At 55.1% G+C, this 24,937-nt stretch carries 22 protein-coding genes; 11 read left to right on the top strand and 11 right to left on the bottom strand.

Annotated features, from left to right (window positions below):
• Position 1 precedes the first annotated feature (1 nt).
• Positions 2–424 (top strand): GFA family protein, encoded by a 423-nt coding sequence (locus AAER43_RS12465; RefSeq protein WP_014883974.1) that lies wholly within the window; start codon positions 2–4, stop codon positions 422–424.
• Positions 425–441: 17 nt separating this feature from the next.
• Here AAER43_RS12465 and AAER43_RS12460 read toward each other — a convergent pair whose 3' ends face one another.
• The 3 genes from AAER43_RS12460 to nifJ all read right to left on the bottom strand — a co-directional run bounded on the left by AAER43_RS12460 (position 442) and on the right by nifJ (position 5,730).
• Positions 442–567: a hypothetical protein gene (locus AAER43_RS12460; RefSeq protein WP_255199877.1), complete on the bottom strand. Its 126-nt coding sequence runs from the start codon at positions 565–567 to the stop codon at positions 442–444.
• 140 nt (positions 568–707) lie between these two features.
• Positions 708–1,817, bottom strand: coding sequence for a porin OmpC (gene ompC / locus AAER43_RS12455; protein ID WP_057057669.1), 1,110 nt, complete (start codon positions 1,815–1,817; stop codon positions 708–710).
• A 388-nt stretch (positions 1,818–2,205) separates the two neighbouring features.
• Positions 2,206–5,730: a pyruvate:ferredoxin (flavodoxin) oxidoreductase gene (gene nifJ, locus AAER43_RS12450; RefSeq protein ID WP_050861987.1), complete on the bottom strand. Its 3,525-nt coding sequence runs from the start codon at positions 5,728–5,730 to the stop codon at positions 2,206–2,208.
• A 270-nt stretch (positions 5,731–6,000) separates the two neighbouring features.
• On the opposite strand from nifJ, the gene AAER43_RS12445 reads away from it, so the two are divergent.
• Positions 6,001–6,267 carry a DUF333 domain-containing protein gene (locus AAER43_RS12445; RefSeq protein ID WP_050862039.1) on the top strand — a complete coding sequence of 89 codons (267 nt, stop codon included), beginning with the start codon at positions 6,001–6,003 and terminating at the stop codon, positions 6,265–6,267.
• Here AAER43_RS12445 and hslJ read toward each other — a convergent pair whose 3' ends face one another.
• From hslJ to AAER43_RS12415, 6 genes are all read right to left on the bottom strand, one after another.
• Positions 6,268–6,705: a heat shock protein HslJ gene (hslJ, locus tag AAER43_RS12440; protein ID WP_014883970.1), complete on the bottom strand. Its 438-nt coding sequence runs from the start codon at positions 6,703–6,705 to the stop codon at positions 6,268–6,270. It lies immediately after the preceding gene.
• 126 nt (positions 6,706–6,831) lie between these two features.
• Complete coding sequence (locus AAER43_RS12435) at positions 6,832–6,960, bottom strand: DUF2474 domain-containing protein (protein WP_023330509.1); 129 nt, start codon at positions 6,958–6,960, stop codon at positions 6,832–6,834.
• The gene (cydB, locus tag AAER43_RS12430; RefSeq protein WP_057057670.1) at positions 6,960–7,970 is read right to left on the bottom strand and encodes a cytochrome d ubiquinol oxidase subunit II; all 1,011 of its coding nucleotides are present in this window, start codon (positions 7,968–7,970) and stop codon (positions 6,960–6,962) included. Before cydB ends, AAER43_RS12435 begins: the two co-directional genes overlap by 1 nt.
• Positions 7,970–9,370, bottom strand: a complete 1,401-nt coding sequence (locus AAER43_RS12425) for a cytochrome ubiquinol oxidase subunit I (RefSeq protein WP_050861988.1) — start codon at positions 9,368–9,370, stop codon at positions 7,970–7,972. The genes cydB and AAER43_RS12425 overlap by 1 nt, the downstream gene beginning before the upstream one ends.
• 384 nt (positions 9,371–9,754) lie before the next feature.
• A complete protein-coding gene (locus AAER43_RS12420) occupies positions 9,755–10,234 on the bottom strand; it encodes a DUF2778 domain-containing protein (RefSeq protein ID WP_014883965.1) in 480 nt (159 codons plus the stop codon).
• Positions 10,231–10,713: an Hcp family type VI secretion system effector gene (locus tag AAER43_RS12415; RefSeq protein ID WP_050861990.1), complete on the bottom strand. Its 483-nt coding sequence runs from the start codon at positions 10,711–10,713 to the stop codon at positions 10,231–10,233. The genes AAER43_RS12420 and AAER43_RS12415 overlap by 4 nt, the downstream gene beginning before the upstream one ends.
• Positions 10,714–11,138: 425 nt before the next feature.
• On the opposite strand from AAER43_RS12415, the gene AAER43_RS12410 reads away from it, so the two are divergent.
• The 9 genes from AAER43_RS12410 to AAER43_RS12370 all read left to right on the top strand — a co-directional run bounded on the left by AAER43_RS12410 (position 11,139) and on the right by AAER43_RS12370 (position 19,656).
• Positions 11,139–11,327: a hypothetical protein gene (locus tag AAER43_RS12410; RefSeq protein WP_023330507.1), complete on the top strand. Its 189-nt coding sequence runs from the start codon at positions 11,139–11,141 to the stop codon at positions 11,325–11,327.
• Between the two features lie 82 nt (positions 11,328–11,409).
• Positions 11,410–12,819 (top strand): PLP-dependent aminotransferase family protein, encoded by a 1,410-nt coding sequence (locus AAER43_RS12405; RefSeq protein WP_032636344.1) that lies wholly within the window; start codon positions 11,410–11,412, stop codon positions 12,817–12,819.
• 271 nt (positions 12,820–13,090) lie between these two features.
• Entirely contained in the window at positions 13,091–14,236 is a 1,146-nt protein-coding gene (gene ydcS / locus AAER43_RS12400) for a putative ABC transporter substrate-binding protein YdcS (protein ID WP_050861991.1), read from the top strand.
• A 17-nt stretch (positions 14,237–14,253) separates the two neighbouring features.
• Positions 14,254–15,267 carry an ABC transporter ATP-binding protein gene (locus AAER43_RS12395; protein ID WP_014883960.1) on the top strand — a complete coding sequence of 338 codons (1,014 nt, stop codon included), beginning with the start codon at positions 14,254–14,256 and terminating at the stop codon, positions 15,265–15,267.
• 1 nt (position 15,268) lies between these two features.
• Positions 15,269–16,213 (top strand): ABC transporter permease, encoded by a 945-nt coding sequence (locus AAER43_RS12390; protein ID WP_050861992.1) that lies wholly within the window; start codon positions 15,269–15,271, stop codon positions 16,211–16,213.
• Complete coding sequence (locus AAER43_RS12385) at positions 16,203–17,009, top strand: ABC transporter permease (RefSeq protein WP_045135193.1); 807 nt, start codon at positions 16,203–16,205, stop codon at positions 17,007–17,009. The genes AAER43_RS12390 and AAER43_RS12385 overlap by 11 nt, the downstream gene beginning before the upstream one ends.
• A 24-nt stretch (positions 17,010–17,033) precedes the next feature.
• Positions 17,034–18,458, top strand: a complete 1,425-nt coding sequence (gene patD / locus AAER43_RS12380; protein WP_014883957.1) for an aminobutyraldehyde dehydrogenase — start codon at positions 17,034–17,036, stop codon at positions 18,456–18,458.
• Positions 18,459–18,640: 182 nt separating this feature from the next.
• The gene (locus tag AAER43_RS12375) at positions 18,641–18,814 is read left to right on the top strand and encodes a GhoT/OrtT family toxin (RefSeq protein ID WP_014883956.1); all 174 of its coding nucleotides are present in this window, start codon (positions 18,641–18,643) and stop codon (positions 18,812–18,814) included.
• 86 nt (positions 18,815–18,900) lie between these two features.
• Positions 18,901–19,656 (top strand): alpha/beta hydrolase, encoded by a 756-nt coding sequence (locus AAER43_RS12370; RefSeq protein WP_050861993.1) that lies wholly within the window; start codon positions 18,901–18,903, stop codon positions 19,654–19,656.
• A gap of 124 nt (positions 19,657–19,780) precedes the next feature.
• On the opposite strand, the gene AAER43_RS12365 is transcribed toward AAER43_RS12370, so the two are convergent.
• Positions 19,781–21,955 (bottom strand): virulence factor SrfC family protein, encoded by a 2,175-nt coding sequence (locus tag AAER43_RS12365; protein ID WP_050861994.1) that lies wholly within the window; start codon positions 21,953–21,955, stop codon positions 19,781–19,783.
• The gene (locus AAER43_RS12360) at positions 21,952–24,933 is read right to left on the bottom strand and encodes a virulence factor SrfB (RefSeq protein ID WP_023330500.1); all 2,982 of its coding nucleotides are present in this window, start codon (positions 24,931–24,933) and stop codon (positions 21,952–21,954) included. Before AAER43_RS12360 ends, AAER43_RS12365 begins: the two co-directional genes overlap by 4 nt.
• Positions 24,934–24,937: the final 4 nt, after the last annotated feature.

Raw genomic sequence — 24,937 nt, 5'->3', positions numbered from 1 at the left:
GATGGCTGAAGTACGTCATGCGCAGTGCCATTGTGGCGCGGTAGCCTTTACGGTCGAACTCTCTGATGGCTTTAACACCGCGCGGCGCTGCAGCTGCTCTTTTTGTCGTATGCGGGGCGCAGTCGCGGTTTCTGCTCCGTTATCGGGAATTACTGTAACCAAAGGCGAGGACAAGCTGACGGAGTACCGTTTTCACACCGGGACGGCGCGGCATTTCTTTTGCTCAGTCTGCGGAATATATACATTCCATCAGCGTCGCTCTAACCCTAATGAATACGGCGTGAATGTGTCCTGTATTGAAAATGTCTCGCCGTTTGATTTCCCCGAAGTGACGGTAATGGACGGCGTCAACCATCCGAAGGACGGCGAAAGTGGGGTGTTTGGTTATCTCTCGTTTCGCAAAAGAGAGACCCATAAAAGCTAATTACTGCATGGGCAGGATTAACCGCCTTCCAGTCGGGTCAACAACGCACCGAGATGTCCGACAATATCGCGGAAATCAAAAATCAACGCCATCCACAAACAGGCTAAAAGAGTCAGTACGGTTAAGGATAGACGAGCAAACAACGCAGTTGTCCTTAATGAAGAAAGGGCTATCTGCGCAGTCTAACCTGCTTTCTCTCAACTTAGCCTCAACCAAAACCTTTCTGAAGCTACCATTTGTGATGGCATTCAAAAAAAAGCCCGCATTTCGCGGGCTCTGATCATCAGAACTGGTAAACCAGCCCTAACGCGACGACATCATCGGTGCTGATGCCGTTGTCTTTGTAGAAGTTATCATCTTCATCCAGCAGGTTGATTTTGTAATCAACGTAGGTGGACATGTTCTTGTTGAAATAGTAGGTAGCGCCGACATCCGCATATTTAACCAGGTCCTGATCGCCCTGACCGTTGGCCAGGTCTTTACCTTTAGACTGCAAATAAGAAATGGCCGGACGCAGACCGAAATCGAACTGGTACTGCGCGGTCACTTCAAAGTTCTGGGTTTTGTTCGCCACGGCGTCGGTATTATCACCATACGGGGTCATGTTGCGGGTTTCAGAATACATCGCCGCCAGATAGATATTATTGGCGTCATATTTCAGGCCTGCCGTCCAGGCATCTGCTTTATCACCGCCCGCAGTGGTATTCGTCACCTGGTCGTTGGTACGGTCAGAAGAGGTGTACGCAGCACCGGCGCTGATGCCCATGCCAAGGTCGTAGGTGGTCGAAATACCGAAGCCGTCACCGTTCTCATGACGCGTGTCGCGGCCATTATTGGTGCCTTCCTGGTTGTTGCTGGCATCTTCATTGTTGCCCTGATACTGCAGCGCAAAGTTCAGACCCGGCACCAGACCGTAGAAGTCGGTGTTACGATAGGTTGCGACGCCGTTCGCACGGCCAGTCATAAAGTTATCCGCATTGGTGTAAGAGTCGCCGCCGAATTCAGGGAGCATATCGGTCCAGCCTTCCACGTCGTACAGCACGCCATAGTTACGGCCATAATCGAACGAGCCGTAGTCACCCACTTTTACACCGGCGAAGGCCAGACGCGTCCAGGACTGGTTATCAGACCCTTCAGTGTTATTAGCCTGAATGTTGTACTCCCACTGGGCGTAGCCGGTCATCATGTCATTGATCTGCGTCTCACCCTTCAAACCCAGACGCATGTAGGTTTGGTCGCCATCTTTAGAGGCGTCATCAGAGAAGTAGTGCAGGCCGTCTACTTTTCCGTACAGGTCTAATTTGTTGCCATCTTTATTATAAATTTCTGCCGCATGTGCTGCGCCAGCCATTAACAGAGCCGGAATCATCAGAGCCAGTACTTTTCTTTGCATTTTGGTATTCCTTTGCGGTTATTTTTATTTAATTACCTGTTGAACTTTCCAAATAAGAAAGTGGTCTCATGCTAAAACACTCCGCAGAAGAGTAATAAAATATAATTGTTACGAATTGAGTTAAATCTAAACTGAATTAAACCACGGTAATGATCATTTGTTTGGTGAATAATTAAGGTTATACCATAACAAATAAAAATTTTTAATGAGTCGCCAGTTCAGGTAGTCTTTGCGTCGTTATATGCCTTTAAGATTATTTATCCATAATTCACATGAATGTTATTTAGGTAACTAAAACGATATTCATTGATTATCTGGATTAGCCCGATGTGAAAGCATCGGGCTTTTTTTATGACAAAAAAATGCCCGGACGAGCCGGGCAGTGGCGTTAGTCGCTGGCTGATTTTTCGGCTTTCCCGGCCAGCTGTGCCAGGAAGTCATACCGTTTTTGCAGATCGGCAGCGGCGTCTTTCCAGAGTTGTTCCGCCACCTCAGGCTGTTGCGCATTGAGGCGACGGAAGCGCTGCTCCTGCATCAGCGTCTCTGCCAGCGCATCTGACGGCGGACGCGAATCCAGCGCCAGCGGTAATTTCCCCTCGTCCGAACGGCGCGGATCGAACCGGTACAGCGGCCAGAAGCCGGTCGCCGTCAGTTGACGCATCTGATCGTGGCTGAGCGCCAGATCGTAGCCATGCTCTTCGCACGGGCTGTAGGCAATGATCAGCGATGGGCCGGGATAGGCTTCTGCTTCCTGAATCGCTTTCACCGTCTGGTTAAGCTGCGCGCCGAGCGAGATTTGCGCGACGTAAACGTGGCCGTACATCATCATACTCACGCCGAGATCCTTGCGTGCTTTGCGCTTACCGTGTTCACCAAATTTCGTGACGGCGCCCAGCGGTGTGGCTTTCGACGCCTGCCCACCCGTATTGGAATAACACTGCGTATCCAGCACCAGGATGTTGACGTTCTCGGTGAGGCTCAGGACGTGATCCAGCCCGCCAAAGCCGATGTCGTAAGCCCAGCCGTCGCCGCCAATCAACCAGATGGATTTTTCGACCAGCGCGTCAGCGTCGGTCAGCAACTGCTCTGCACCCGCGACCCCCTGAAGGGCGTGACGCAACGCTGCCACCTGCTCGCGACGCACGTCGGGTGTCGCTTCGGCGTGAAGCGCGGCATTCAGTTCGGCAGGAATTTGCCCGGCGAACTGCTCCAGCAAGCGCATCACTCGCGCGCGGTGTTGATCAACGGTGAGGCGGAAGCCCAGGCCAAACTCGGCGTTATCCTCAAATAGTGAGTTTGCCCAGGCCGGACCGCGACCCTTTTCATCGGTGGTATAAGGCGTAGAGGGCAAATTACCGCCGTAGATGGACGAGCAGCCGGTGGCGTTAGCAATCAACATCCGGTCGCCATACAACTGAGTAAGCAGCTTGATATACGGCGTTTCACCGCAGCCGGAACAGGCACCAGAGTATTCGAACAGCGGCGTGATGAGCTGCGAAGTCCGAATATCAATCCGTTCCAGTTTGCTGCGATCGATTTCCGGCAGATTCAGGAAGAAGACATAGTTCTCTTTCTCTTCTTCAACGTGCTCCAGGCGCGACATCATGTTGATTGCTTTAATGTCCGGGTTCTGCCTGTCTTTCGCCGGGCAGACCTCAACGCAGAGGTTACAGCCGGTGCAATCCTCCGGCGCGACCTGCAGAACGTATTTCTGTCCGCGCATATCGCGGGATTTTACATCCAGCGAGTGCAGGCTGGCCGGTGCGTCTTCCATCGCTTCCGGTGACACGACCTTGGCACGAATGGCCGAGTGCGGGCAGGCCGCGACGCAGTGGTTGCATTGCGTGCATAGCTCTTCTTTCCAGATCGGGATTTCTTCGGCGATATTGCGCTTTTCCCAGCGCGTGGTACCCATCGGCCAGGTTCCATCAGGCGGCAGCGCGGAGACGGGCAGGGCGTCACCCAGCCCGGCCAGCATGGCTGCCGTTACGGTCTTAACGAAATCAGGCGCCGCATCAGAGACCACCGGAGGACGGTTCGGACTGGCGTCATTCACCGGCTGCAGCGGCACCTCGGACAGCGACTCGCGCGCCAGCGCCAGCGCCTGCCAGTTACGCTCTACCAGCTCCTGTCCCTTGCTGCTGTAGCTTTTGGCGATCGCGCCCTGCAACTCTACCAGTGCGCTGTCGCCCGGCAGGATTTGGGTCAGATGGAAGAAGGCCATCTGCATCACGGTATTGATACGTGCAGCCAGGCCACATTCGCGGGCAATTTTTGCCGCGTTGACCACATAGAATCGGGCTTTTTTCTGGTTCAGGACCGTCTGCACTTCCTGCGGCAGACGCGCCCAGACCTCATCCGCGCTATACGGCGTATTGAGGAGGAAAATACCGCCTGGCTTCAGGCGCTCCGCCATCTGGTATTTGTCGATAAACTGCAGCTGGTGGCAGCCAACAAAGTCGGCCTGAGAAATCAGGTAGGCCGAGCGGATAGGGTGCTCGCTGACGCGCAGGTGGGAAACGGTCAGGCCACCCGCTTTTTTGGAGTCGTAAACGAAGTAGCCTTGTGCGTACCACGGGGTCGAGTTACCGATGATCTTGATGTTATTTTTGGTCGCCGAGACGCTGCCATCGCTGCCCAGGCCGTAAAACAGTGCCTCAAGTTTGGCGGTTGAAGGCAGCGTATTTTCCGGCAACGGCAGGGACAGGTTCGTGACATCATCATAGATACCCACCGTGAAGCGCGGTTTGGGTTTTGCTTCCCGCAGTTCATTAAATACCGCCAGCACGCACTCCGGCCCGAACTCTTTGGAGGATAAGCCATAGCGACCGCCGATCACCCGCGGAAGGGTTTCACGCTCGCCCTGGTTAAAGGCTTCTGCCAGAGCGGTCATGACGTCCAGGTAAAGCGGTTCAGCGTGTGCCCCAGGCTCTTTGGTTCGGTCGAGCACCGCCACCGTACGCGCGCTTTCCGGCAGAGCAGAGAGCAGATGTTTGGCCGAGAACGGGCGATACAGACGCACTTTAAGTACGCCGACCTTTTCTCCACGGGTCAGCAGCTCGTCAACCACCTCTTCACAGGTGCCGATGGCGGAACCCATTAGCACAATCACGCGTTCAGCCTGCGGATGGCCGTAGTATTCGAACGGCTTGTACGTGCGCCCGGTCGCGGCGGCAAAATCATTCATTGCCTGCTCGACGTGGTCATAAACCGCGTTGTACCACGGATTCGTGGCTTCACGGGACTGGAAATAGGTGTCCGGATTGGCTGATGTCCCGCGAATTACCGGGTGTTCCGGGTTAAGGGCACGGGCGCGATGCGCGTCGATTTCCGCCTGCGGCAAAAGATTCAGGATAGTATCGTCCGCCAGCGGGACGATTTTGTTGATTTCGTGAGACGTGCGGAAACCATCAAAGAAGTGGATAAACGGCACGCGGCTTTTAAGCGTGGCGATATGCGAAATCAACGCAAAATCTTGTGCTTCCTGAACGCTGCTGGCGCAGAGCATGGCGCAGCCTGTCTGACGCACGGCCATCACGTCGGAGTGATCGCCAAAGATGGAGAGCGCATGGGTCGCAACGGTACGTGCGGCGACGTGCAGGACGAAGGGGGTCAGCTGGCCGGCGAGTTTGTACAGCGTCGGGATCATCAACAACAATCCCTGTGAGGAGGTAAACGACGTGGAGAGCGCGCCTGTCTGCAGCGCACCATGAACCGTAGCGATCGCTCCCGCTTCAGACTGCATTTCAACCACTCTAGGGACATCACCCCAGACGTTTTTTACCCCGTTTCCCGCCCAGGCATCCGCCTGTTCCGCCATGGTCGAGCTTGGCGTAATCGGGTAGATGGCGATAACTTCGCTGGTGCGAAACGCGACTGAGGCAACTGCACCATTACCGTCAATAGTTTGCATAGGACGACACCCTTACATTGCGCAAAAAAGAGGGCCTGTCATAAGACGACAAGCCTTGAATATTATCTCTTTAGTCTAGCAAACAGGGGGTTTTACGATTTTCGCTTTTGTGTCCTCGATATTCTCGTCATCAATGAGTAGATCAACTAAAGGGTAAAAAAATTGCGAGAAATTGTTTCAGTAGCGCATAAATACGCACATCCGCTCTCGACGACACGGGAGGTGATGCCTATTATGCATAGGTTTCGCATTATTTACGGGGGAGAGAGCATGCGTTCAGCATTTTTGATTGGGTATGCCGCATTATTATTGTCGGCATGTAGCAGTGAGCCTGTTCAGCAGGCGACGGCGGCTCACGTAGCGCCGGGAATGAGAGCGTCAATGTCCAGCTCAGGACAAGCCAACTGTGCCATGATTGGCGGCTCGCTGTCGGTTGCCCGCCAGCTTGATGGTTCAGCTATTGGGATGTGCGCATTGCCAAACGGCAAACGCTGCAGTGAACAGTCGCTTGCCGTTGGCAGCTGCGGTAATTACTGATCAGTCAACACGTTTAAACATCAGCGTTTTGTCGGCGGTCGCCAGCGTTAACTGGTCTTCCGTCAGGTCGACCTGCGCCCCTTTGCGCAGCATGTCGCCGAGGGTGTGATCCAGTTCGTTAAGCTGCGGTTCAGTACAGAGTTTGCGCGTCATTGCCAGCGTTTTCACTGTCAGCTCACCTTCGGACAATTTCCCCTGTCCGTTGAAGCGGTTACACATCGTGCCAGACACGCTGATGTTATCTACCAGGTTCAAAGCGGGCAGCGCGTTAAAACTGATCTCAGGTGGTGTTGTCATGCCCTTCACGGCTTTGCCATCCACATTTTCCAGTACAAAACGATGGTTCTTCAGCTGCTCTGGCTGAACGGACGCTTTGCCCGGATTAACGCAGCCGGTCAGGACAAGACTGATAACACTTAACGCAATGAGCTTTTTCATTTTTGTTCTCAAATAATAAATACTGTGAATCTTTTACCAGTGTAACGATACGCTGACGTGCGTTAATGGGGTTTATCTGAAAGTGCGGGGAGAGCCGGGCAACGCAGCGGTTGCCCGGAATGACGATTAATGAGATTTAAACCCGGCTGCCGTCATCAATATGCGAAAGAGCATACTGACCGCAGCCAGCGCCAGTACGCTGCCGCCCCAGATAATGGCCAGCCACAACACTCTTTTCCAGACCGGTTGTTGCATCAGTGATAACCCTCCCCATGCTGAACTTTGCCGCGAAATACGTAGTAACTCCAGAAGGTGTAGACCAGAATGACGGGGATGATCAACAGCGCACCCACCAGCATAAAGCCCTGGCTTTGCGTTGGCGCAGCGGCCTGCCACAAGGTGATGGATGGCGGAATAATATGCGGCCAGATGCTGATCCCAAGCCCGCTAAAACCAAGGAATATCAGCCCTAACGTCAGGATAAACGGACGGTTATGGCTGTCAGGATTATTCAGGTAGCGCCACTGACACAGGCTAAAAATCACGACCAGCGCAGGAACCGGCAGCAGATAAAACAGATTCGGCAGCGTAAACCAGCGTGCGGCAATGGCCGGGTGGGCAAGCGGCGTCCAGAGGCTGATCGCCGCAATAAATGCCAGCAGGATAATCAGTAACGTTTTGGATAACGCCCGCATCCTTTGCTGCAGCGCATTTTCGCTTTTCATTACCAGCCACGTCGATCCCAGCAACGCGTAGGCCACCATCAGACCCGCACCGCAGAACAGGTTAAATGCGGTAAACCAGTCAAACGGACCACCCGTATACGTTCGGCCTGTCACGGTAAAACCGTTAATGACGGCGCCCACCGTCACGCCCTGGGTAAACGTTGCCAGAATGGAACCGCCAATAAACGCTTTATCCCAGAAGGGGCGGTGGGTGGGCGTGGCTTTAAAACGAAACTCGAATGCCACCCCGCGGAAAATAAGTCCGATCAGCATTAATGTCAGCGGAATGGTGAGGGCATCAACGATCACCGCATACGCCAGCGGGAATGCGCCGAACAGGGCGGCGCCGCCAAGCACCAGCCAGGTCTCATTGCCGTCCCATACCGGCGCGACGCTGTTGACCATCACATCACGATCGTCAGCGTTTGGCGTTGCGGGGAACAACATCCCGATCCCCAGATCAAAGCCGTCCATGACGATATACATCAGCGTGGCAAAGACGATGATCACAAACCAGATAATGGAAAGATCGATACCCATTACGGCTGCTCCTTATGTTCAGTAGTGACGGCTGAAAGCGGGCGTGCAGGACGTCCATCGGACGCGGTGGCGAAAGATTCGTGTGGCTGCGGGCCTTTTTTGATGAGGCGAACCATATAGCTGTAGCCGACGCCAAACACCGAGGTGTAGACGATGAAGAAGGCCAGCAAACTCACGCTCATATGCAGATCGCCGTGGGCTGATACCGCATCCTTCGTTCGCTGGAGTCCATAGACCACCCACGGCTGGCGGCCCACTTCGGTGGTGACCCAGCCTGCCAGAATCGCAATCAGGCCGGATGGGCCCATTAACAGGGCAAACCACAGGAACGGGCGGGATGAATAAACGCGCTTTTTGTAGCGCAACCAGAGCGCCATCACCCCAAGCAGCAACATCAGCATGCCTAAGCCCGCCATGATGCGGAATGACCAGAAGACGATGGTCGAGTTTGGGCGATCTTCTTTCGGGAACTCCTTAAGGGCTGGGACCTGTTTATCCAGGCTGTGCGTCAGGATAAGACTTCCCAGCGCCGGGATCTCCAGACCAAAGCGGGTGCGCTCTTGCTCCATGTCAGGCCAGCCAAACAGCAGCAACGGGGTCGGCTCACCCGGTGGGTTTTCCCAGTGGCCCTCAATGGCGGCAATTTTGGCGGGTTGATGCTTTAAAGTATTCAACCCATGCATATCACCAACCATAGCCTGGAGGGGAGCGACAATCAGCGTCATCCACAGTGCCATTGAAAACATTGCCCGTATGGCAGGATTATTATTCCCGCGCAGCAAATGCCATGCTGCGGATGCACCAACAAACAGGGCGCTACTGAGGAACGCGGCGATCGACATATGCAGCAGGCGGTAAGGGAAGGAGGGGTTGAACACCACAGCGAACCAGTCCACCGGCACCACCTGGCCGTTGACAATCTCATAGCCCTGCGGGGTCTGCATCCAGCTATTCGAAGAGAGGATCCAGAAGGTGGAGATAATAGTCCCCAGCGCCACCATGCAGGTGGAGAAGAAGTGCAGTCCCGGTCCGACTTTCTTCCAGCCGAACAGCATCACGCCGAGGAAACCGGCCTCAAGGAAGAAGGCGGTAAGCACTTCGTAGGTCAGGAGTGGGCCGGTAATACTGCCCGCAAACTGTGAAAAGCCGCTCCAGTTGGTGCCAAACTGGTAGGCCATGACCAGGCCGGAGACTACGCCCATGCCAAAGTTAACGGCAAAAATCTTCGACCAGAAATGGTAAAGCGAGCGCCAGACCGGATTTTTTGTTTTCAGCCATAATCCTTCGAGCACGGCAAGATAGCTTGCCAGGCCGATGGTGATTGCCGGGAAAATAATGTGAAAGGACACGGTAAAGGCAAACTGTATCCGCGCAAGGTGAAAAGCATCCAAACCAAACATGCAAAACTCCGCGATGTAATTATGTCGATGCCATTCTAAGCCGCGCCAGCTCTGGGGGGCAGAAACAGACCGGGTGTATTTACCTATAACAGTTTGCTTACTTGCCTTTGCTGAAATTATTTCTGGGCGGCAATATTTCCGCCCAGCAAGAGGTTTACTTTCTTAATGCCCAAAGATAAATCAGTATGGCATTGAACAAAAATGAAACAATGAACAGAAGTAGTGTATAGCTTTCACTCCATTCAAGCTCAGTGACAAAACCAAAATGCCTCGTGTAGAGATGATACAGGAATACATCCGGCAGGAAGTAACATAAAAGAGAGTAAATAACTAACAACATCAATGTTTGTACGACCCAGGTAAGGGTATGCTTTATTGCATTCATCAATATACCTGTATTGTTCCAAGCGCATTTAATCCAGCAGTAACGTTTACCGTACCTGAAGCGAGTAACCCATGCATGAGTATTCTGTAATGAGAGTGGTTAGGTAAGGTTATACATCCATTACTAATTCCAGACTGACCAGCAGGATGTAAGCGGAAAGATCCACGCTCAACGTTATTGATGAACGTTCTATCATCAATGCGATTATCGTGGCGGTAGAGGGCAAACCAAAAATCACGATTAGATCCACTCTCTAAACCTTTTATTGCGTCATGCCAGTGGGTACCAAGCCCGCCTCGTGGACGTGTAACAATATAATAGAGTCCCGGAGGTAAGGGGCCTACTTCCGCAGTTGCAACGGCATCAGGATTATTTCTGTTATAACCCGCATTTCCAGAAAACGCGGGGAAAAATCCTAAACCGGGACAGCTCAATGTAGAAAGCTGATTGCCATTCAAATGAAAAGTGCAGCGAATCATCTGTCTTTCCACTCGTCACAAAAAATAATGTTACCGTCACAGTGCTTCCAGGTTATTTTTTCGTAACGCAATGCGATACTTTCTAGATGGTTATGTCTCTCTGTCGCTGGGTTTTTGATATCATGCATGAGTGGAGATATGGATACGACTTTAACGTTTTCCAAAAACATATTGAAGTATTCAACTTCCTGTCCGGCATCGTTGATCTTATACCATTTGAATTCGGCACTTTTTAGAGTCTGACCTTTTGCGACGGCTTTGTAGAGATATGGACTCGAACTGTCAAATTCTTTCTCAAAAACAAACGCTGAATGGATACGCGTGCCAGTAATTTTTCCCGTCATGTTATCTGTTGGCAAATGTAGCCCATGACCGAATCCCAACACCTCGATACTGCCCTCGCGTTCCTGTACATCAACAGCGCCCCTAATATTTGCTCCGCCGTCATCTTTAAGCCATAGGTATGCCGGAATTGCCATTTTACACTCCTTTTTTCATTAACAGTCCGCATCTGTAAGAAGGGTAATACTCCCGAACTGATAAGATTTTTAGGCATAAAATGTCATGCAAAAAATTTATATTTAATTGATTTATAAGTCTTTCTTGTAGAATTGATTTTGTCTATATGTAACGCTGTGCTCAGCATGGGTGAATAAAAAATTTATTTTTATGCATTTTACGCATCAATCCGCTTGCTTTGCCGTCAGCAACATGCGTTAATGGATTTCTGGTTTTGAGTCCAAAAAAATATCTGACGTAGTTTTATAAAGCAGTTCTCATCACGTTGTGCCTCTCCGCAGCCTCTCTTGGGTCTTTATCTACATTCCGATTCGTTTTGTTTAAAACCAATATTGCCCAATCGGCCCATTAGTAATTTACGTTTTTACGTTAACAGGAGAATCCTATGACTTCTTATATCCATTTCCGCTGCCCATGCTGTCATGGCTCGCAGTACCGCACTTCAGTCTTTGATGTGTCTGAGAAAAACCCATTCGGCGCAAAATGCATTTTTTGCAAATCGTCGATGATCACGCTCGACCACCTCGCTGCTGCGCGTTCCGCGATGAATCACACCACCGAGTACCGTAAGTAATCTACCCGGTTTTTCATAACAGTTAGCAAAATCTTCTCTTTTTCTCCTGCTGATATACACTGTCGGCAATAAGGAGAATCTGATGAAAAAATACCAGCGTCTGGCGCAACAAATTATCTCGCAAATTGAGCTTGGCGTATGGCTGCCGGGCGATAAGCTGCCTTCCCTGCGAGAGCAGGTGGCGAGCAGCGGCATGAGTTTCATGACTGTTGGCCACGCGTATCAGATGCTGGAAAGTCAGGGACGCATTGTCGCCAGGCCACAATCGGGCTATTACGTTGCCTCGCGCCCGACCACGCACCAGCCTGTGCCACCTGCCCAGGTGATGCGTGACGAAGCGGTGGATATCAACACCTATATCTTCGATGTCCTTCAGGCCAGCCGCGATCCGTCTGTCGTTCCTTTCGCATCCGCCTTTCCCGATCCCCGGCTTTTCCCGCTTCAGCAGCTCAACCGCTCGCTGGCTAACGTCAGCAAAACGGCGACTGCGATGAGCGTGATTGAAAACCTGCCGCCGGGTAACGCTGAACTCCGCCACGCCATTGCGCGCCGCTATGCGCAGCAGGGGATGAACATCTCGCCGGACGAAATTGTCATTACCGCAGGCGCGCTCGAAGCGCTGAACCTGAGTTTGCAGGCGGTGACGGAGCCTGGCGACTGGGTGATTGTCGAAAACCCCTGCTTTTATGGCGCGCTGCAGGCGCTGGAACGCCTGAAGCTCAAAGCGTTGTCGGTCGCCACGGACGTCCGGGAGGGGATAGACCTGAACGCCCTTGAACAGGCGCTGAATGACTATCCGGTAAAAGCCTGCTGGCTGATGACCAACGGCCAGAATCCGCTTGGTTTTACGCTAAGTGCAGAGAAAAAAGCCCGTCTGGTCGCCCTCCTGACAAAGCATAACGTCACCCTGATTGAGGACGATGTATACAGCGAGCTCTATTTCGGCCGCGAAAAACCGCTTCCGGCAAAAGCCTGGGATCGGGACGACATGACGCTTCACTGCTCCTCTTTTTCAAAATGTCTGGTGGCGGGATTTCGTATCGGCTGGGTGGCGGCCGGAAAACATGCGCGACGCATTCAGCAGTTGCAACTGATGAGCACGTTATCGACCAGCTCCCCTATGCAGCTTGCGCTGGTGGACTACCTGGCGACTAAACGCTACGACGCCCATCTTCGCCGCCTGCGACGAACGCTCGCTGAGCGAAAACAGCAAGCCTGGCAGTCACTGCTGCGCCATATGCCCGCCGGGGTCAAAATTCACCATAACGACAGCGGCTACTTTTTATGGCTGGAGCTTCCGGCACAGCTGGATGCCGGGCTGCTAAGTGAAAAGGCCTTAACGCACCATATCAGCATTGCGCCAGGAAAAATGTTTTCCACCTCTGACGCATGGACACCGTTCTTCCGTTTTAATACCTCCTGGGCGTGGGGAGAGCGAGAAGAGCAGGCGGTGATTCAGTTAGGAAAATTAATTAGCACGATGTTGAAATAATCTTTTTCCCCTTATTTAAATAAACATTTCTTATCCTGATGACGGCGCTACGAATATTTCGCAGTGCCCGGTCATAGGAAATCTGCATACTGCCTCGCGCCGCTAACCCCTTGTCTATAATCCAGTTAACGGGGAATGCGCCCTCGGTCACACCTTGATGAAATTTCCTGAAGCCAAACGGTGCGGCGCAATTGCGCGGTCTACGTTTAATAAGGGAGATATTTTTACGGCACGGCTGCCGCTAAATTTCATTGCGACAGGAGTAATTCTTATGAGCAAAAAATTTGCCCGCAGCAGCCTGTGCGCGCTCGGCATGACTATCATGACAGCGCACGCCGCAGAACCACCTAAGGCGATGGGTGACGGGGAAGGTCGTCTGGATATTATTGCCTGGCCGGGCTATATCGAGCGTGGGCAGACCGATAAAAACTATGACTGGGTCACCCAGTTTGAAAAAGAGACCGGTTGTGCCGTTAACGTGAAAACGGCGGCCACGTCAGATGAAATGGTCAGCCTGATGGCGAAAGGGGGATACGATCTGGTCACCGCGTCAGGCGATGCATCGCTTCGCCTGATCATGGGCAAACGCGTTCAGCCGATAAATCCCGAACTCATCCCGAACTGGAAAACCCTCGACACGCGCATTGTGAAGGGGGAATGGTTTAACGTGGGCGGCAAGGTCTACGGTACACCCTATCAGTGGGGGCCAAACCTGCTGATGTACAACACCAAAACCTTCCCGACGCCACCGGACAGCTGGAGTGTGGTTTTTACCAAACAGGATCTGCCGGACGGTAAAACCAATCAGGGTCGCGTGCAGGCATATGACGGGCCAATTTATATCGCCGATGCGGCGCTGTTCGTCAAAGCCACCCAGCCACAGCTGGGCATCAGCGATCCCTACCAGCTCACCGAAGAACAATATGCCGCGGTGCTGAAAGTGCTTCGCGACCAGCATGCCCTGATCCACCGCTACTGGCATGACACCACCGTCCAGATGAGCGACTTCAAAAATGAAGGCGTTGTGGCTTCCAGCGCCTGGCCATATCAGGCAAATGCGCTGAAGGCTGAGAACCAGCCCATCGCCACCGTCTTCCCGAAAGAAGGGGTAACCGGCTGGGCGGATACCACCATGCTCCACGCCCAGGCAAAACACCCGATGTGCGCCTACCAATGGATGAACTGGTCGCTGACGCCAAAAGTGCAGGGCGATCTGGCGGCATGGTTCGGCTCACTGCCCGTCGTGCCTGAAGGGTGTAAAGCCAGTACGCTGCTGGGTGATAAAGGTTGTGAAACAAACGGTTATAACGAATTCGACAAAATCCTGTTCTGGAAAACCCCGACCGCTCAAGGTGGCAAATTCGTGCCGTACAGCCGCTGGACGCAGGATTACATCGCCATCATGGGTGGACGATAATCGCCCGGGAGCAGAACATGACGTACGCAGTAGAATTTAACAATGTTTCCCGGCTGTATGGCGATGTGCGGGCGGTGGACGGGGTGACCATTGCCATTCGCGACGGGGAGTTTTTCTCCATGCTGGGGCCTTCGGGCTCCGGCAAAACTACCTGCCTGCGCCTGATAGCGGGTTTTGAACAGCTGTCAGGCGGCACGATTTCTATTTTCGGCAAAGAGGCGAGCGCGCTACCGCCATGGGAGCGGGATGTAAATACCGTCTTTCAGGATTATGCGCTGTTCCCGCATATGTCGATCCTCGATAACGTCGCCTACGGGCTGATGGTGAAAGGCGTCGACAAGAAGAAACGCCATGCCCAGGCGCGTGATGCCCTGGAAAAAGTAGGGCTGAGCTTTGCCATCGCCCGCAAACCTTCGCAACTTTCCGGCGGCCAGCGCCAGCGTGTCGCCATCGCCCGGGCGCTGGTCAATGAACCGCGCGTCCTGCTGCTGGACGAACCGCTGGGCGCGCTCGATCTCAAACTGCGCGAACAGATGCAATTCGAGCTGAAGAAACTTCAGCAGGAACTCGGCATTACCTTTATTTTCGTCACCCACGATCAGGGCGAAGCGCTCTCCATGTCGGACCGGGTGGCGGTATTCAATAACGGCCGCATCGAGCAGGTGGATACCCCGCGCGATCTCTATATGCGTCCGCGCACGCCGTTTGTCGCCGGTTTTGTGGGCACGTCCAACGTCTTTGATGCAGCGCTTGCGCAGAAAATTTGCGGCATGGAAGGTATCTATTCCCTGCGCCCGGAACATATTCGCCTGAACGAGGGCGGTGAGGTTCAGGTTCAGGGTATCGTGCAGGCCGTTCAGTATCAGGGAGCCGCCACGCGCCTGGAGCTGAAGCTTGCCGAGGGGGCCAAACTGCTGGTCAGCCAGGCCAACCTCAGCGATGTCTCGCTGCTGAGCGGCATTGCGCCGGGGCAGGCGGTGATGGCCTCGTGGTCACGCGAGGCGATGATTCGCCTGCATGAGGAAAGGTGAAATGGATATGAGTGTCGCTCATCCTCCCGCACCGCACGGCCGCTTGAGCCGCATGACGGCACTGTTCTGGCGTAAGCCGTCGCTCGGCCTGTTCCTGCTGCTGCTTGCCCCGCTGATGTGGTTTGGCATCGTCTATTTCGGATCGCTGCTGACCCTGCTGTGGCAGGGGTTTTACACCTTTGACGACTTCACCATGGCGGTCACGCCGGACCTGACGCTGGCGAATATTCAGGCGCTCTTCAATCCGGCAAACTACGACATCATCCTGCGCACGTTAACCATGGCGGTCGCGGTCACGTTGGCCAGCGCCATTCTGGCATTCCCGATGGCCTGGTATATGGCGCGTTACACCCGCGGCAAGTGGAAAGCGTTCTTCTATATCGCCGTGATGCTGCCTATGTGGGCGAGCTACATTGTCAAAGCCTACGCCTGGACGTTGCTGTTGGCGAAGGATGGTGTGGCGCAATGGTTTCTCAGTCATATGGGGCTGGAGCCGATCCTCACCTCACTTCTTACGCTCCCGGCGATAGGCGGTAACACGTTATCCACCTCCGGGCTGGGGCGCTTTCTGGTCTTTGTCTATATCTGGCTGCCGTTTATGATCCTGCCCGTGCAGGCCGCGCTGGAACGTCTGCCAGCGACGTTACTGCAGGCTTCAGCCGACCTCGGCGCGCGCCCCCGCCAGACCTTTCGCTATGTTGTATTGCCGCTGGCGATCCCGGGAATTGCCGCGGGTTCGATATTTACCTTTTCCCTGACGCTGGGGGATTTCATCGTCCCGCAGCTGGTGGGGCCGCCGGGCTATTTCATCGGTAACATGGTCTACGCTCAGCAGGGCGCTATCGGCAATATGCCCATGGCGGCTGCGTTTACGCTGGTTCCCATTGTGCTGATTTCGCTTTATCTGGCGTTCGTGAAACGTCTGGGAGCATTCGATGCACTCTGAACGCGCACCGTTGTTCCTGAAAGTGGCGGCATGGGGAGGCGTCATCTTTCTGCACTTCCCGCTGCTGATTATCGCGATCTACGCCTTTAATACTGAAGATGCTGCCTTCAGCTTCCCGCCGCAGGGGCTGACGCTCAAGTGGTTTAGCGTGGCGGCGGGGCGTGGCGATATCATTGAATCCGTGACGTTGTCACTTCAGATTGCCGCGCTCTCCACCGCCATTGCCCTGGTGCTTGGCACGCTTGCTGCAGCGGCACTGTGGCGAAGCGACTTTTTTGGCAAAAACGCCATTTCACTGTTGCTGCTGTTGCCCATTGCCTTACCGGGAATCATTACCGGTCTGGCGCTGCTGACCGCATTTAAAACGATCAACCTTGAACCGGGTTTTTTCACCATCGTTGTCGGGCACGCCACATTCTGCGTGGTGGTGGTGTTCAACAACGTCATTGCCCGGTTCAGACGCACCTCCTGGAGTCTGGTGGAGGCGTCAATGGATCTCGGGGCCGACGGGTGGCAAACCTTCCGCTATGTGGTGTTGCCCAATCTGGGTTCAGCACTTCTGGCGGGCGGAATGCTGGCCTTTGCCCTGTCGTTTGACGAAATCATCGTCACAACCTTTACGGCGGGACACGAGCGCACGTTACCGCTGTGGTTGCTCAATCAGCTCGGCCGTCCTCGCGACGTGCCGGTCACCAACGTTGTTGCACTGTTGGTCATGCTGGTGACAACTTTCCCCATTCTGGGTGCCTGGTGGCTAACCCGCGATGGCGAGAACATCGCCGGCAGCGGGAAATAACATTGATTTGAACAGGACAATGCTATGCAAACACATCTGCTGATAAAGGGTGAACTGGTCGCCGGACAAGGCGAAAAACAGCCGGTATACAACCCGGCCACCGGAGAAGTACTGCTGGAGATTGCTGAAGCCTCTGTCGCGCAAGTTGACGCGGCTGTTCAGGCCGCCGATCGGGCTTTTATCGACTGGGGGCAGACCACGCCCAAAGCGCGTGCGGAATGTCTGCTGAAACTGGCTGACGCCATTGAGGCGCAGGGTGAAGAATTTGCCAGGCTTGAATCGCTCAACTGCGGGAAGCCGCTCCACTGTGCTCTGGGGGATGAAATTCCGGCGGTGGTCGACGTGTTTCGTTTCTTCGCCGGGGCGGCCCGCTGCCTGAACGGTCTGGCCGCAGGTGAATACCTTGAGGGGCACACCTCGATGATCCGCCGTGATCCGGTGGGGGTAGTTGCATCGATTGCGCCGTGGAACTACCCGCTGATGATGGCAGCATGGAAGCTGGCACCCGCGCTGGCTGCCGGTAACTGCGTGGTGATAAAACCCTCTGAAATCACGCCGCTGACGGCGTTAAAACTGGGAGAACTGGCGAAAGATATCTTCCCGGCAGGCGTTGTGAACGTGTTATTTGGTCGCGGTAAGACGGTTGGCGATCCGCTCACCGGGCATGACAAAGTCCGCATGGTGTCGCTGACCGGTTCAATTGCCACCGGCGAGCATATCATCGGCCATACGGCGTCCTCCATTAAGCGCACCCACATGGAGCTGGGCGGTAAGGCTCCGGTAATCGTTTTTGATGATGCTGACCTGGACGCGGTTGTCGAAGGGGTGCGAACGTTTGGTTTCTACAATGCCGGGCAGGACTGTACGGCGGCCTGCCGCATTTATGCCCAGAAAGGCATATATCCTGCGCTGGTTGAAAAACTGGGTGCTGCGGTCGCCAGCCTCAAAATGGGGGCGCCGGAAGATGCCGCTACCGAACTGGGGCCGCTCAGCTCGGCCGCTCACCTTTCACGCGTCTGTCAGGCTGTCGATCAGGCGAAAGCGCTCGGTCATATCAGCGTTGTGACGGGCGGAAGCAAAAAGGAGGGGGCTGGCTACTACTTCCAGCCGACCCTGCTGGCGGGGGCAAAACAGGACGATGCCATTGTTCAGCGCGAAGTGTTTGGGCCGGTGGTGAGCGTCACTGAATTTGACGATGAAGCGCAGGTGCTGGCCTGGGCGAACGATTCACAGTATGGCCTGGCGTCATCGGTCTGGACCAAAGACGTGGGCCGTGCTCATCGTCTGAGCGCGCGGTTGCAGTACGGCTGCACCTGGGTGAATACCCACTTTATGCTGGTGAGCGAAATGCCGCACGGCGGCATGAAGTTATCCGGCTACGGCAAAGATATGTCGGTGTACGGACTTGAGGATTATACGGTCGTCCGGCATGTGATGATCAAACACTAAGCCATCCTGCCTGGCCGCTTGCGCGGCCGGGCATTCTCCTTCTTCGCCCTGCGTGTTAAGCAAGCTACTCCATTGTTATTAGCCATAATATTTAAGTGGTTATTCTGTAACGAAAAAACTTGATCTGTATCAACATATGACGCATATTGCGTGCGGTTATTTTTTCGGCTCTGGTATACAGAATGACGTTGTATCAAAAGATGTTGGTTTTTTACGCAGTGATGGCTTCCATCTGTGCATTAATTACCTGGTTCCTTTCAAAAGATCGCAAACGCATCCGCCTGCTCAGCGCGTTTCTGGTGGGGTCGACCTGGCCGATGAGCTTCCCCGTTGCGCTCCTGATCTCGCTTTTCTGAAGCACGCTTCCACTTTTTCCAGATGAACATGGCATTCCTGATTCGATAACTGTATAAATACACAGTGCATCGTAAAAGGAGTGCTTATGAACAGTTTTTACTCGCAGCAGGCGGGTTGCACCGTGCGCTGGCATGATTTGCCCGGCTCAGGCGAGCCCGTGGTCTTCATCCACGGGCTGGGGTGTGCCTCTTCCTATGAATATCCCCGCGTTGTCCGTGACCTTCAGTTTGGCGCACGCCGGGCCATTCTCATTGATTTGCCCGGCAGCGGTTACAGCGATAAACCCGAGCATTACAGCTATCACACCACTGACCAGGCCCGCGTGGTGGCAGAGCTGATTGACCACCTTGAATTGGATGCCTTCTGGTTATACGGCCACAGCATGGGCGGCAGTATCGCGATTGAAACGGCGGCAATGCTGGGAACGCGTGTTAAAGGACTGATGGTGTCGGAACCTAATTTTCACGCGGGTGGTGGGATGTTCAGCCGCTCGATTGCGGCGCAAACCGAACAGCAATTTCTGGAACAGGGTTATGACGCCATGCTCAGCGCAGAAACCTCAGCGTGGGCGGGGTGTCTGCAAAGCAATGCGCCGTATGCAGTCTGGCGCGGAGCAAAGAGCCTGGTTGAGGGTTTAATGCCGGTATGGGAAACGCAATTCCTGTCGCTCTCGTGCCCGGTGACGCTGATCTTCGGCGAACATTCTCTGCCTGACGACGATGTTGATAATCTGAAGCAGAAAGGCGTTGAGGTAAAAATTATCCCTGCGGCGGGGCATTCTATGTCGTGGGAAAATCCGTCAGCACTGGCTCAGACGTTAGCCGGGTGTATGACGGAGTGATGTGCGCAAAAGTTTCGCCCGGCGGCGCGACGCTTGCACGGGCCTACGATGAATTGTGCAAGGTATTGATATTATGGCGGAATGTAGGCCGGGTAAGCGCAGCGCCACCCGGCAAGAATGGCAACTACATGATTAAAGCCCGTAATGCCTGACGTGCGTCAGGTTGAATATCATGCGGATGCTGGTAATCAATGTTCTCTATCGCCCGGCTATAGAGGGCAACCAGCCAGTCGTAAACGTACGCGGTGGCCGCATGGACTGGCTGTTCCGCCAGACGCGTCAGACGTGGCGCGGCGCTGCTGACGACGGGCGTAACGAAGATAGCCTGTCCCTTGCGGATGCGGCTTGCCGGACGCTCTGCTGAAGGCGTTTGGTCATACCCCAGCCAGCCAACGAAATTGCCCATCACGGCGTGCAGTTGCGCGGCGCTGCTCTTATCCGCTTCGACAATACGCTGAAGCTGTTGCGCCAGTTTAAGCCGGTAGCTGGTGACCACCAGAACATCCGCGATTTGCTGTAATACTGCGGGTTCCAGACCGAGACGGGCGGCCGTGGCCTCATTACGGCTCCACTGACGCAGATGATTTATCCATACTCTGTGCGCCAGACGCGCCTTATCCTTCGTCTGGAACTGACCAGCACTTTCCTGGGCGTTATCGGTAAACAGATCAATGGTATCCGTAAACAGCCCATTGACCTGCTCCTCGCGCGGTTGCTGGACGGCGAGCAGCGTTTCAAACGCTTTCATCGGCGGCATCAATCCTTCAAGAAGCTCGCCGTGACGGGCGGCACTGCTTTGCAGGGTGCGCACCATGTTTTCGGCCTGTGCGCGTCGGGTAGCCGGTTCCTCAACCAGCGGGGCGAGATAGCTGCGCATTAGCGCCGAAAGCTCCTGGCGAAGCAAGCTTTTCAGCGTTCCAAGGCGCTTCTGCCGCTGCGCAGGGAGCGTGGCCTGAGACAACCACTCAATGACGCGCTGCATGCTGTGGCTATCCAGCGCCTGCAGCGTGCCCCAGCGTAAACCCGGTTTACCGAGCAGATGCTGTACGGCTTCATCAAGATTCTGGCGGGTGGTAAAGCGGGCGTCATGCGGGGTAATCGCCCACACCAGCCCCGGCAGGGCAGACTCTTCAGCAGGCTGCGTCTCTTTGACCCAGTTCATTAACACTTTTGCTTTTTTGGCCGTCTGCTCGTGCTGCGCTGTCGCATTGCAGATAACCAGCACGTCAGGCTGTAGCTGCTGGCGGTAATGGTCGAGCAACCACTGACATTTTGCCTGCGCTAACGGATCGGCACTGCTATCTTCAAAGACCGGAATATCAATGATATCAACGTTATCCAGCGCACCACTCTCAACCGGCAGGACCAACTCGCGGGTCAGGAAGGCCAGCACGTCAACCGGGAGGCTGATGGCGTTGAGCATGTCGCCGTTATTCAGCGGATGCAGCAGCGTCTCCTGTGCGTCCTGCTGGGTTAAGGTGCCATGCGTCAGGAACCCTTCACCCGGCAAGCCAAAGCTATCTACCAGCAGACTCAGCGGAGCAGCAAGCTCGCTGGCATGGCTGGTCTGATGCAGAACATGGGCGAGCTTCAGCCACTGTTGGGTGAATTCCTGTTGCTCACCCCACAGCAGCGACCAGACGCTTGCCCGGGTGCTGAGATCAAGTGAAGGCACCAGTTGGGCAAGCTCATACCACAGGGCATCATCAATTTGCTGTTTCGCAGTGGGTATTGTGCACTGCCAGAAGCGGGCTATGGCACCCACTTCCTGCGCCGTGATACCCGGTACGCCCTGCGGCTGACGCAGGCCACGCCATTTCTCAAGACGGGTCTCAATGACCGCCTTATCCACTGCGCGCATCTGCGGATGCAGCGTCGTGCGGGCAATAAACAGCTGTACCAGCTCGGCCTCGGTGACAAGACTCAGACGTAGCGGAAACGCCTCATCAACCACCTCCCGGTTTTCCCGGGTAAAGCGGACGGCCATGTTGGTCAGGGCATGACCCGGATTGATATGCGAAAAATAGTCAAAGGTGCGCTGGCCTGGCGTAACGTTTAGCCGTCCATTACCGCTGCCGCACAGCGACAGCAGCAGGTGTGCTTTTGCGCTCTGCGAATGACCGTAAAGTCCGATGCTGCTCTGGCGGGTCAGGGCACGTTCAATAGCCTGCTCTCGCGCCTGCGCCGCGTTGATGCGGGCAAGCAGGGCGTCAGCATCGTTGTCCAGCACAGGGGCATTCATGCGCGTCTCATTAATCCACCCGATTAACGCCTGAGTGGTGGTGGTCGTCGCTGTCATTTCAGGTATACACTCCCGCTGTCGATCCAGTAGTGGCTGCCGCTGTGTCGGCGATCGGCCAGAGTATTCAGTTTGAAGGTTAAGGCGTCAGGCGCTACCGGTGTGCCGTCCTGTAGCCAGGCATCGCTCAGTTCAAAGGACTCAGGACCTTCCTGCTTGCTGCCGCCGCAGAGCTTAAGCCGCACGTTCAGCACGCCGTCACCGGCAATCGCTTTCGCCAGTTCAGCCGAATTGATGCTGAGCGTATAAAGCGGCGTGGCAGGCCAGCGTGCGTTCGCCAGCTGGCGGAAGCCGAGGGTGACGTTGCCGCGTAGCGGGAAGTGCAGGCGTGCGTCGAGTTTTGCGCCCGGCTTATCGAGGTCGATATCCTGATACCAGACGTTTTCCTCACGCAGGGTATTAACGGTGTTATCCAGCACGCCGAGATAACGCACGGTAGAATACGCGCCAATGTCCGCGGCTTTAAAGTTGAAGCGCGGCAGACGCAGGTCGAGCGCCAGGCTGCACAGCATGGCACCCACGGCGGCGGTTGATTTAGGGTTACCAATGCGCCCCTGCTGACTGAACGGATACCACTCATGTACCTGGTATTTATCCAGCCAGACGATGCGATTGACCGGCACCGGCTGCAGGTGACGGATCAGCGCCTGAACGCCTGGCAGGCAGCCAGGGCGACCGGTAATCAGCAGAATATCGCAGCTGTAGTGGGAAATCGCTTCACAGACTGCGTGAAGCGGAGAGGTCAGCGTAAACTGACCGGCCAGCATCGCATCCTGCATCTCGCGGAAATTGACGTGCAGCGGTACGGCGAAAAGGTCGAACGCTTCTGAGCCCGCAGGCAGGGCATGATCAATCGCCTGCTGCAGATAATTCATGACGTTGCGGGTTGGTTTCTGCGGCAGAAGATCGCCAAAGGTGGCATGCAGGCCAGCCAGCGGATCGTCAACGTCGCTGGATTCCCACGCGGCAAGAATGGCGTGGCCAATCGGCATAAAGAGCTGTAGCGCCGTTTGCTGGCGCAGCACGGCCTGGGTATCAATACGCCCGGAGTCGCCGAACAGCGACGCCATGAGCAGCGAGGCGTCCGCAATCCCGGATTTCTGCAGCTGCGTTTGCAGGGCGGGCAGCACGTAGCGCTGAATCACGTCCAGAAGGGTATCATCGCCCGCCACTTTAAACCCTTCGCGGAACAGCAGCTGCGGCGTGATTTTGACGTTATTACCGGAGCCGTCATCCAGTTGATAATGGGTGATCGCCATATCCGTGGTGCCGCCACCGATGTCGATAGACGCGACGCGCAATGCGCGGCCGGGCTGCACACCAGGCTCAGGCTCACGATCCGTGCGGGCGAGCGAGGCAAAGAAGGCTTCCGTCTGGCCGCCAAAATGGGAGATCGCTTCGTTATACAGCCAGACCAGTTGACCACAGCTGGCCTCATCCCACTCCATCTGGATTTCAGGGACCGGCACCACGCTTTTTTCCTGCTGTTTGCGGGTGGCAAAATCCTCATCCTGCGGGTGCCAGCCCATCGCTTTCCAGACGATGGCGATGGCTTCGAACATGCGGCGACGGAAAATCTCGCGCTCCTGCTTTGGCATTGCCGAGGGCAGGGTAAGGATCAGGGTGCGCAGCTGGCGTGGCGAGGCAGGGAAGCCCAGACGCAGGCGGGTGGCGACGCTGTTGATCTGACCCAGCGCCTGCGCCAGCAGCTCGCACAGCATATGCGTCATCAGGGTGCTGCGGCTGTACTGCGGCGAGAAGACCGGCAGTCGCTCGTCCTGCGGTAACGTAAACAGCGGTTCACCGTCATCGTTCATCAGGTTCATCAGCGGGAACGCCGTGGCAAGCGGCTCACGCTGGGTTTTGCCGTTCATCTGACTAAAGCGCCAGTCCTGCACCACCGGTGTTTCATCCCACAAATAGCGACGCGGGCTGGAGATGCCGCTGTTCCCTTCGGTTCCCAGACGCTGCATCGCCAGCTTGCGGGCTTCATCACCCACGCGAACGATCGACGGCCAGACAAACGCATCTTCGCGGCCACTTTCAACCGAGAAGTGCTGTTTGCCAAAGCGTGCTTCGGAAAACTCGAGACGGCTGGTAAACAGAGGCTCATTGAGGAATTGCGGCTCGCTCAATGAACGAACCTGTAACTCGGCGGTCTGCCGCAGTCCATCGTTCGCATCGCCATGGTCTTCAATAATGACGCCGCAGGTGTGAGTGTTACCGACGTCGAGGATCAGGTCGACCGGAATCGCTGGCGTACTGAGGGTATGGGTAACAAATTTCACTTCCGGCACGGTGAGCTGTTCACCGAGCATGGTCAGCAGGTTAAGCCAGTGGGCCTGATATTCAAAGCTGCGCATCGCCTGATGCAGGTCACGTTCAGAACGATTTTCAACGCCGTCAGCATACTGGGTAAATGCTTCACGCAGCCAGCCGTCAATCCAGGTCTGGTCGAGGAAGCTTTCAACCTCGCTATCGCGCCAGGCCAGCGCGAAACGGGTGCCGTTCAGGATATCGTTTTCAACCGGCGACAGCGCGGAGGTGGCATGTTCCGCAATCTGGCTGTCGAGGGCGAGGGTCACGCGGTGCGTATTGCCTGCGGTGTCGGGGGTGTCGAGCTTGCGGACCTGCACGCGGGCCCAGTTATCCGGCCCCTCCACAAAGGTGCGCGGCGGGTTGAAACGCAGAAACGGGACGGGAAGCCAGACGCCGTCCAGCACCGCAAGGGACTGCTGCAGCGGGATAGTCGTTTCCGGTTTAACCACTTCAGGCTGGCCGCCGTGCGTTCCCGGCACGGTATAGCGCCCGTTAACCAGATCGAAATCGAGGCGTAAAAGAGGGCCGTTGGCGGTCTTACGTACGAAGCGCCCGTGGCTGGCGGTGTCCTGCGGCGTCAGCCCGAAATCGAGGAATTGCACGCCGCTGTTGGCAATAAGCGTAACGCTTTGTTTATAGTCGCAAAGATTTACCAGCATAGGA

Source organism: Enterobacter sp. FUJ80071 (assembly GCF_038739915.1).
Lineage (GTDB): Bacteria > Pseudomonadota > Gammaproteobacteria > Enterobacterales > Enterobacteriaceae > Enterobacter > Enterobacter kobei.
The sequence above is the reverse complement of the archived record's forward strand: the minus strand, read 5'-3'. Positions and strand labels throughout refer to the sequence as shown.

What these genes read in the sequence shown, in the direction of transcription:
- AAER43_RS12465 (WP_014883974.1), top strand. Translation starts at nt 2, where the DNA reads ATGGCTGAAGTACGTCATGCGCAGTGCCATTGTGGCGCGGTAGCCTTT.
- AAER43_RS12370 (WP_050861993.1), top strand. Translation starts at nt 18,901, where the DNA reads ATGAACAGTTTTTACTCGCAGCAGGCGGGTTGCACCGTGCGCTGGCAT.
- AAER43_RS12420 (WP_014883965.1), bottom strand. Translation starts at nt 10,234, where the DNA reads ATGATTCGCTGCACTTTTCATTTGAATGGCAATCAGCTTTCTACATTG.
- patD (WP_014883957.1), top strand. Translation starts at nt 17,034, where the DNA reads ATGCAAACACATCTGCTGATAAAGGGTGAACTGGTCGCCGGACAAGGC.
- cydB (WP_057057670.1), bottom strand. Translation starts at nt 7,970, where the DNA reads ATGGGTATCGATCTTTCCATTATCTGGTTTGTGATCATCGTCTTTGCC.
- nifJ (WP_050861987.1), bottom strand. Translation starts at nt 5,730, where the DNA reads ATGCAAACTATTGACGGTAATGGTGCAGTTGCCTCAGTCGCGTTTCGC.
- ompC (WP_057057669.1), bottom strand. Translation starts at nt 1,817, where the DNA reads ATGCAAAGAAAAGTACTGGCTCTGATGATTCCGGCTCTGTTAATGGCT.
- AAER43_RS12395 (WP_014883960.1), top strand. Translation starts at nt 14,254, where the DNA reads ATGACGTACGCAGTAGAATTTAACAATGTTTCCCGGCTGTATGGCGAT.
- AAER43_RS12425 (WP_050861988.1), bottom strand. Translation starts at nt 9,370, where the DNA reads ATGTTTGGTTTGGATGCTTTTCACCTTGCGCGGATACAGTTTGCCTTT.
- AAER43_RS12435 (WP_023330509.1), bottom strand. Translation starts at nt 6,960, where the DNA reads ATGCAACAACCGGTCTGGAAAAGAGTGTTGTGGCTGGCCATTATCTGG.
- ydcS (WP_050861991.1), top strand. Translation starts at nt 13,091, where the DNA reads ATGAGCAAAAAATTTGCCCGCAGCAGCCTGTGCGCGCTCGGCATGACT.
- AAER43_RS12360 (WP_023330500.1), bottom strand. Translation starts at nt 24,933, where the DNA reads ATGCTGGTAAATCTTTGCGACTATAAACAAAGCGTTACGCTTATTGCC.
- AAER43_RS12365 (WP_050861994.1), bottom strand. Translation starts at nt 21,955, where the DNA reads ATGACAGCGACGACCACCACCACTCAGGCGTTAATCGGGTGGATTAAT.
- AAER43_RS12410 (WP_023330507.1), top strand. Translation starts at nt 11,139, where the DNA reads ATGACTTCTTATATCCATTTCCGCTGCCCATGCTGTCATGGCTCGCAG.
- hslJ (WP_014883970.1), bottom strand. Translation starts at nt 6,705, where the DNA reads ATGAAAAAGCTCATTGCGTTAAGTGTTATCAGTCTTGTCCTGACCGGC.
- AAER43_RS12385 (WP_045135193.1), top strand. Translation starts at nt 16,203, where the DNA reads ATGCACTCTGAACGCGCACCGTTGTTCCTGAAAGTGGCGGCATGGGGA.
- AAER43_RS12390 (WP_050861992.1), top strand. Translation starts at nt 15,269, where the DNA reads ATGGATATGAGTGTCGCTCATCCTCCCGCACCGCACGGCCGCTTGAGC.
- AAER43_RS12445 (WP_050862039.1), top strand. Translation starts at nt 6,001, where the DNA reads ATGCGTTCAGCATTTTTGATTGGGTATGCCGCATTATTATTGTCGGCA.
- AAER43_RS12405 (WP_032636344.1), top strand. Translation starts at nt 11,410, where the DNA reads ATGAAAAAATACCAGCGTCTGGCGCAACAAATTATCTCGCAAATTGAG.
- AAER43_RS12415 (WP_050861990.1), bottom strand. Translation starts at nt 10,713, where the DNA reads ATGGCAATTCCGGCATACCTATGGCTTAAAGATGACGGCGGAGCAAAT.
- AAER43_RS12375 (WP_014883956.1), top strand. Translation starts at nt 18,641, where the DNA reads ATGACGTTGTATCAAAAGATGTTGGTTTTTTACGCAGTGATGGCTTCC.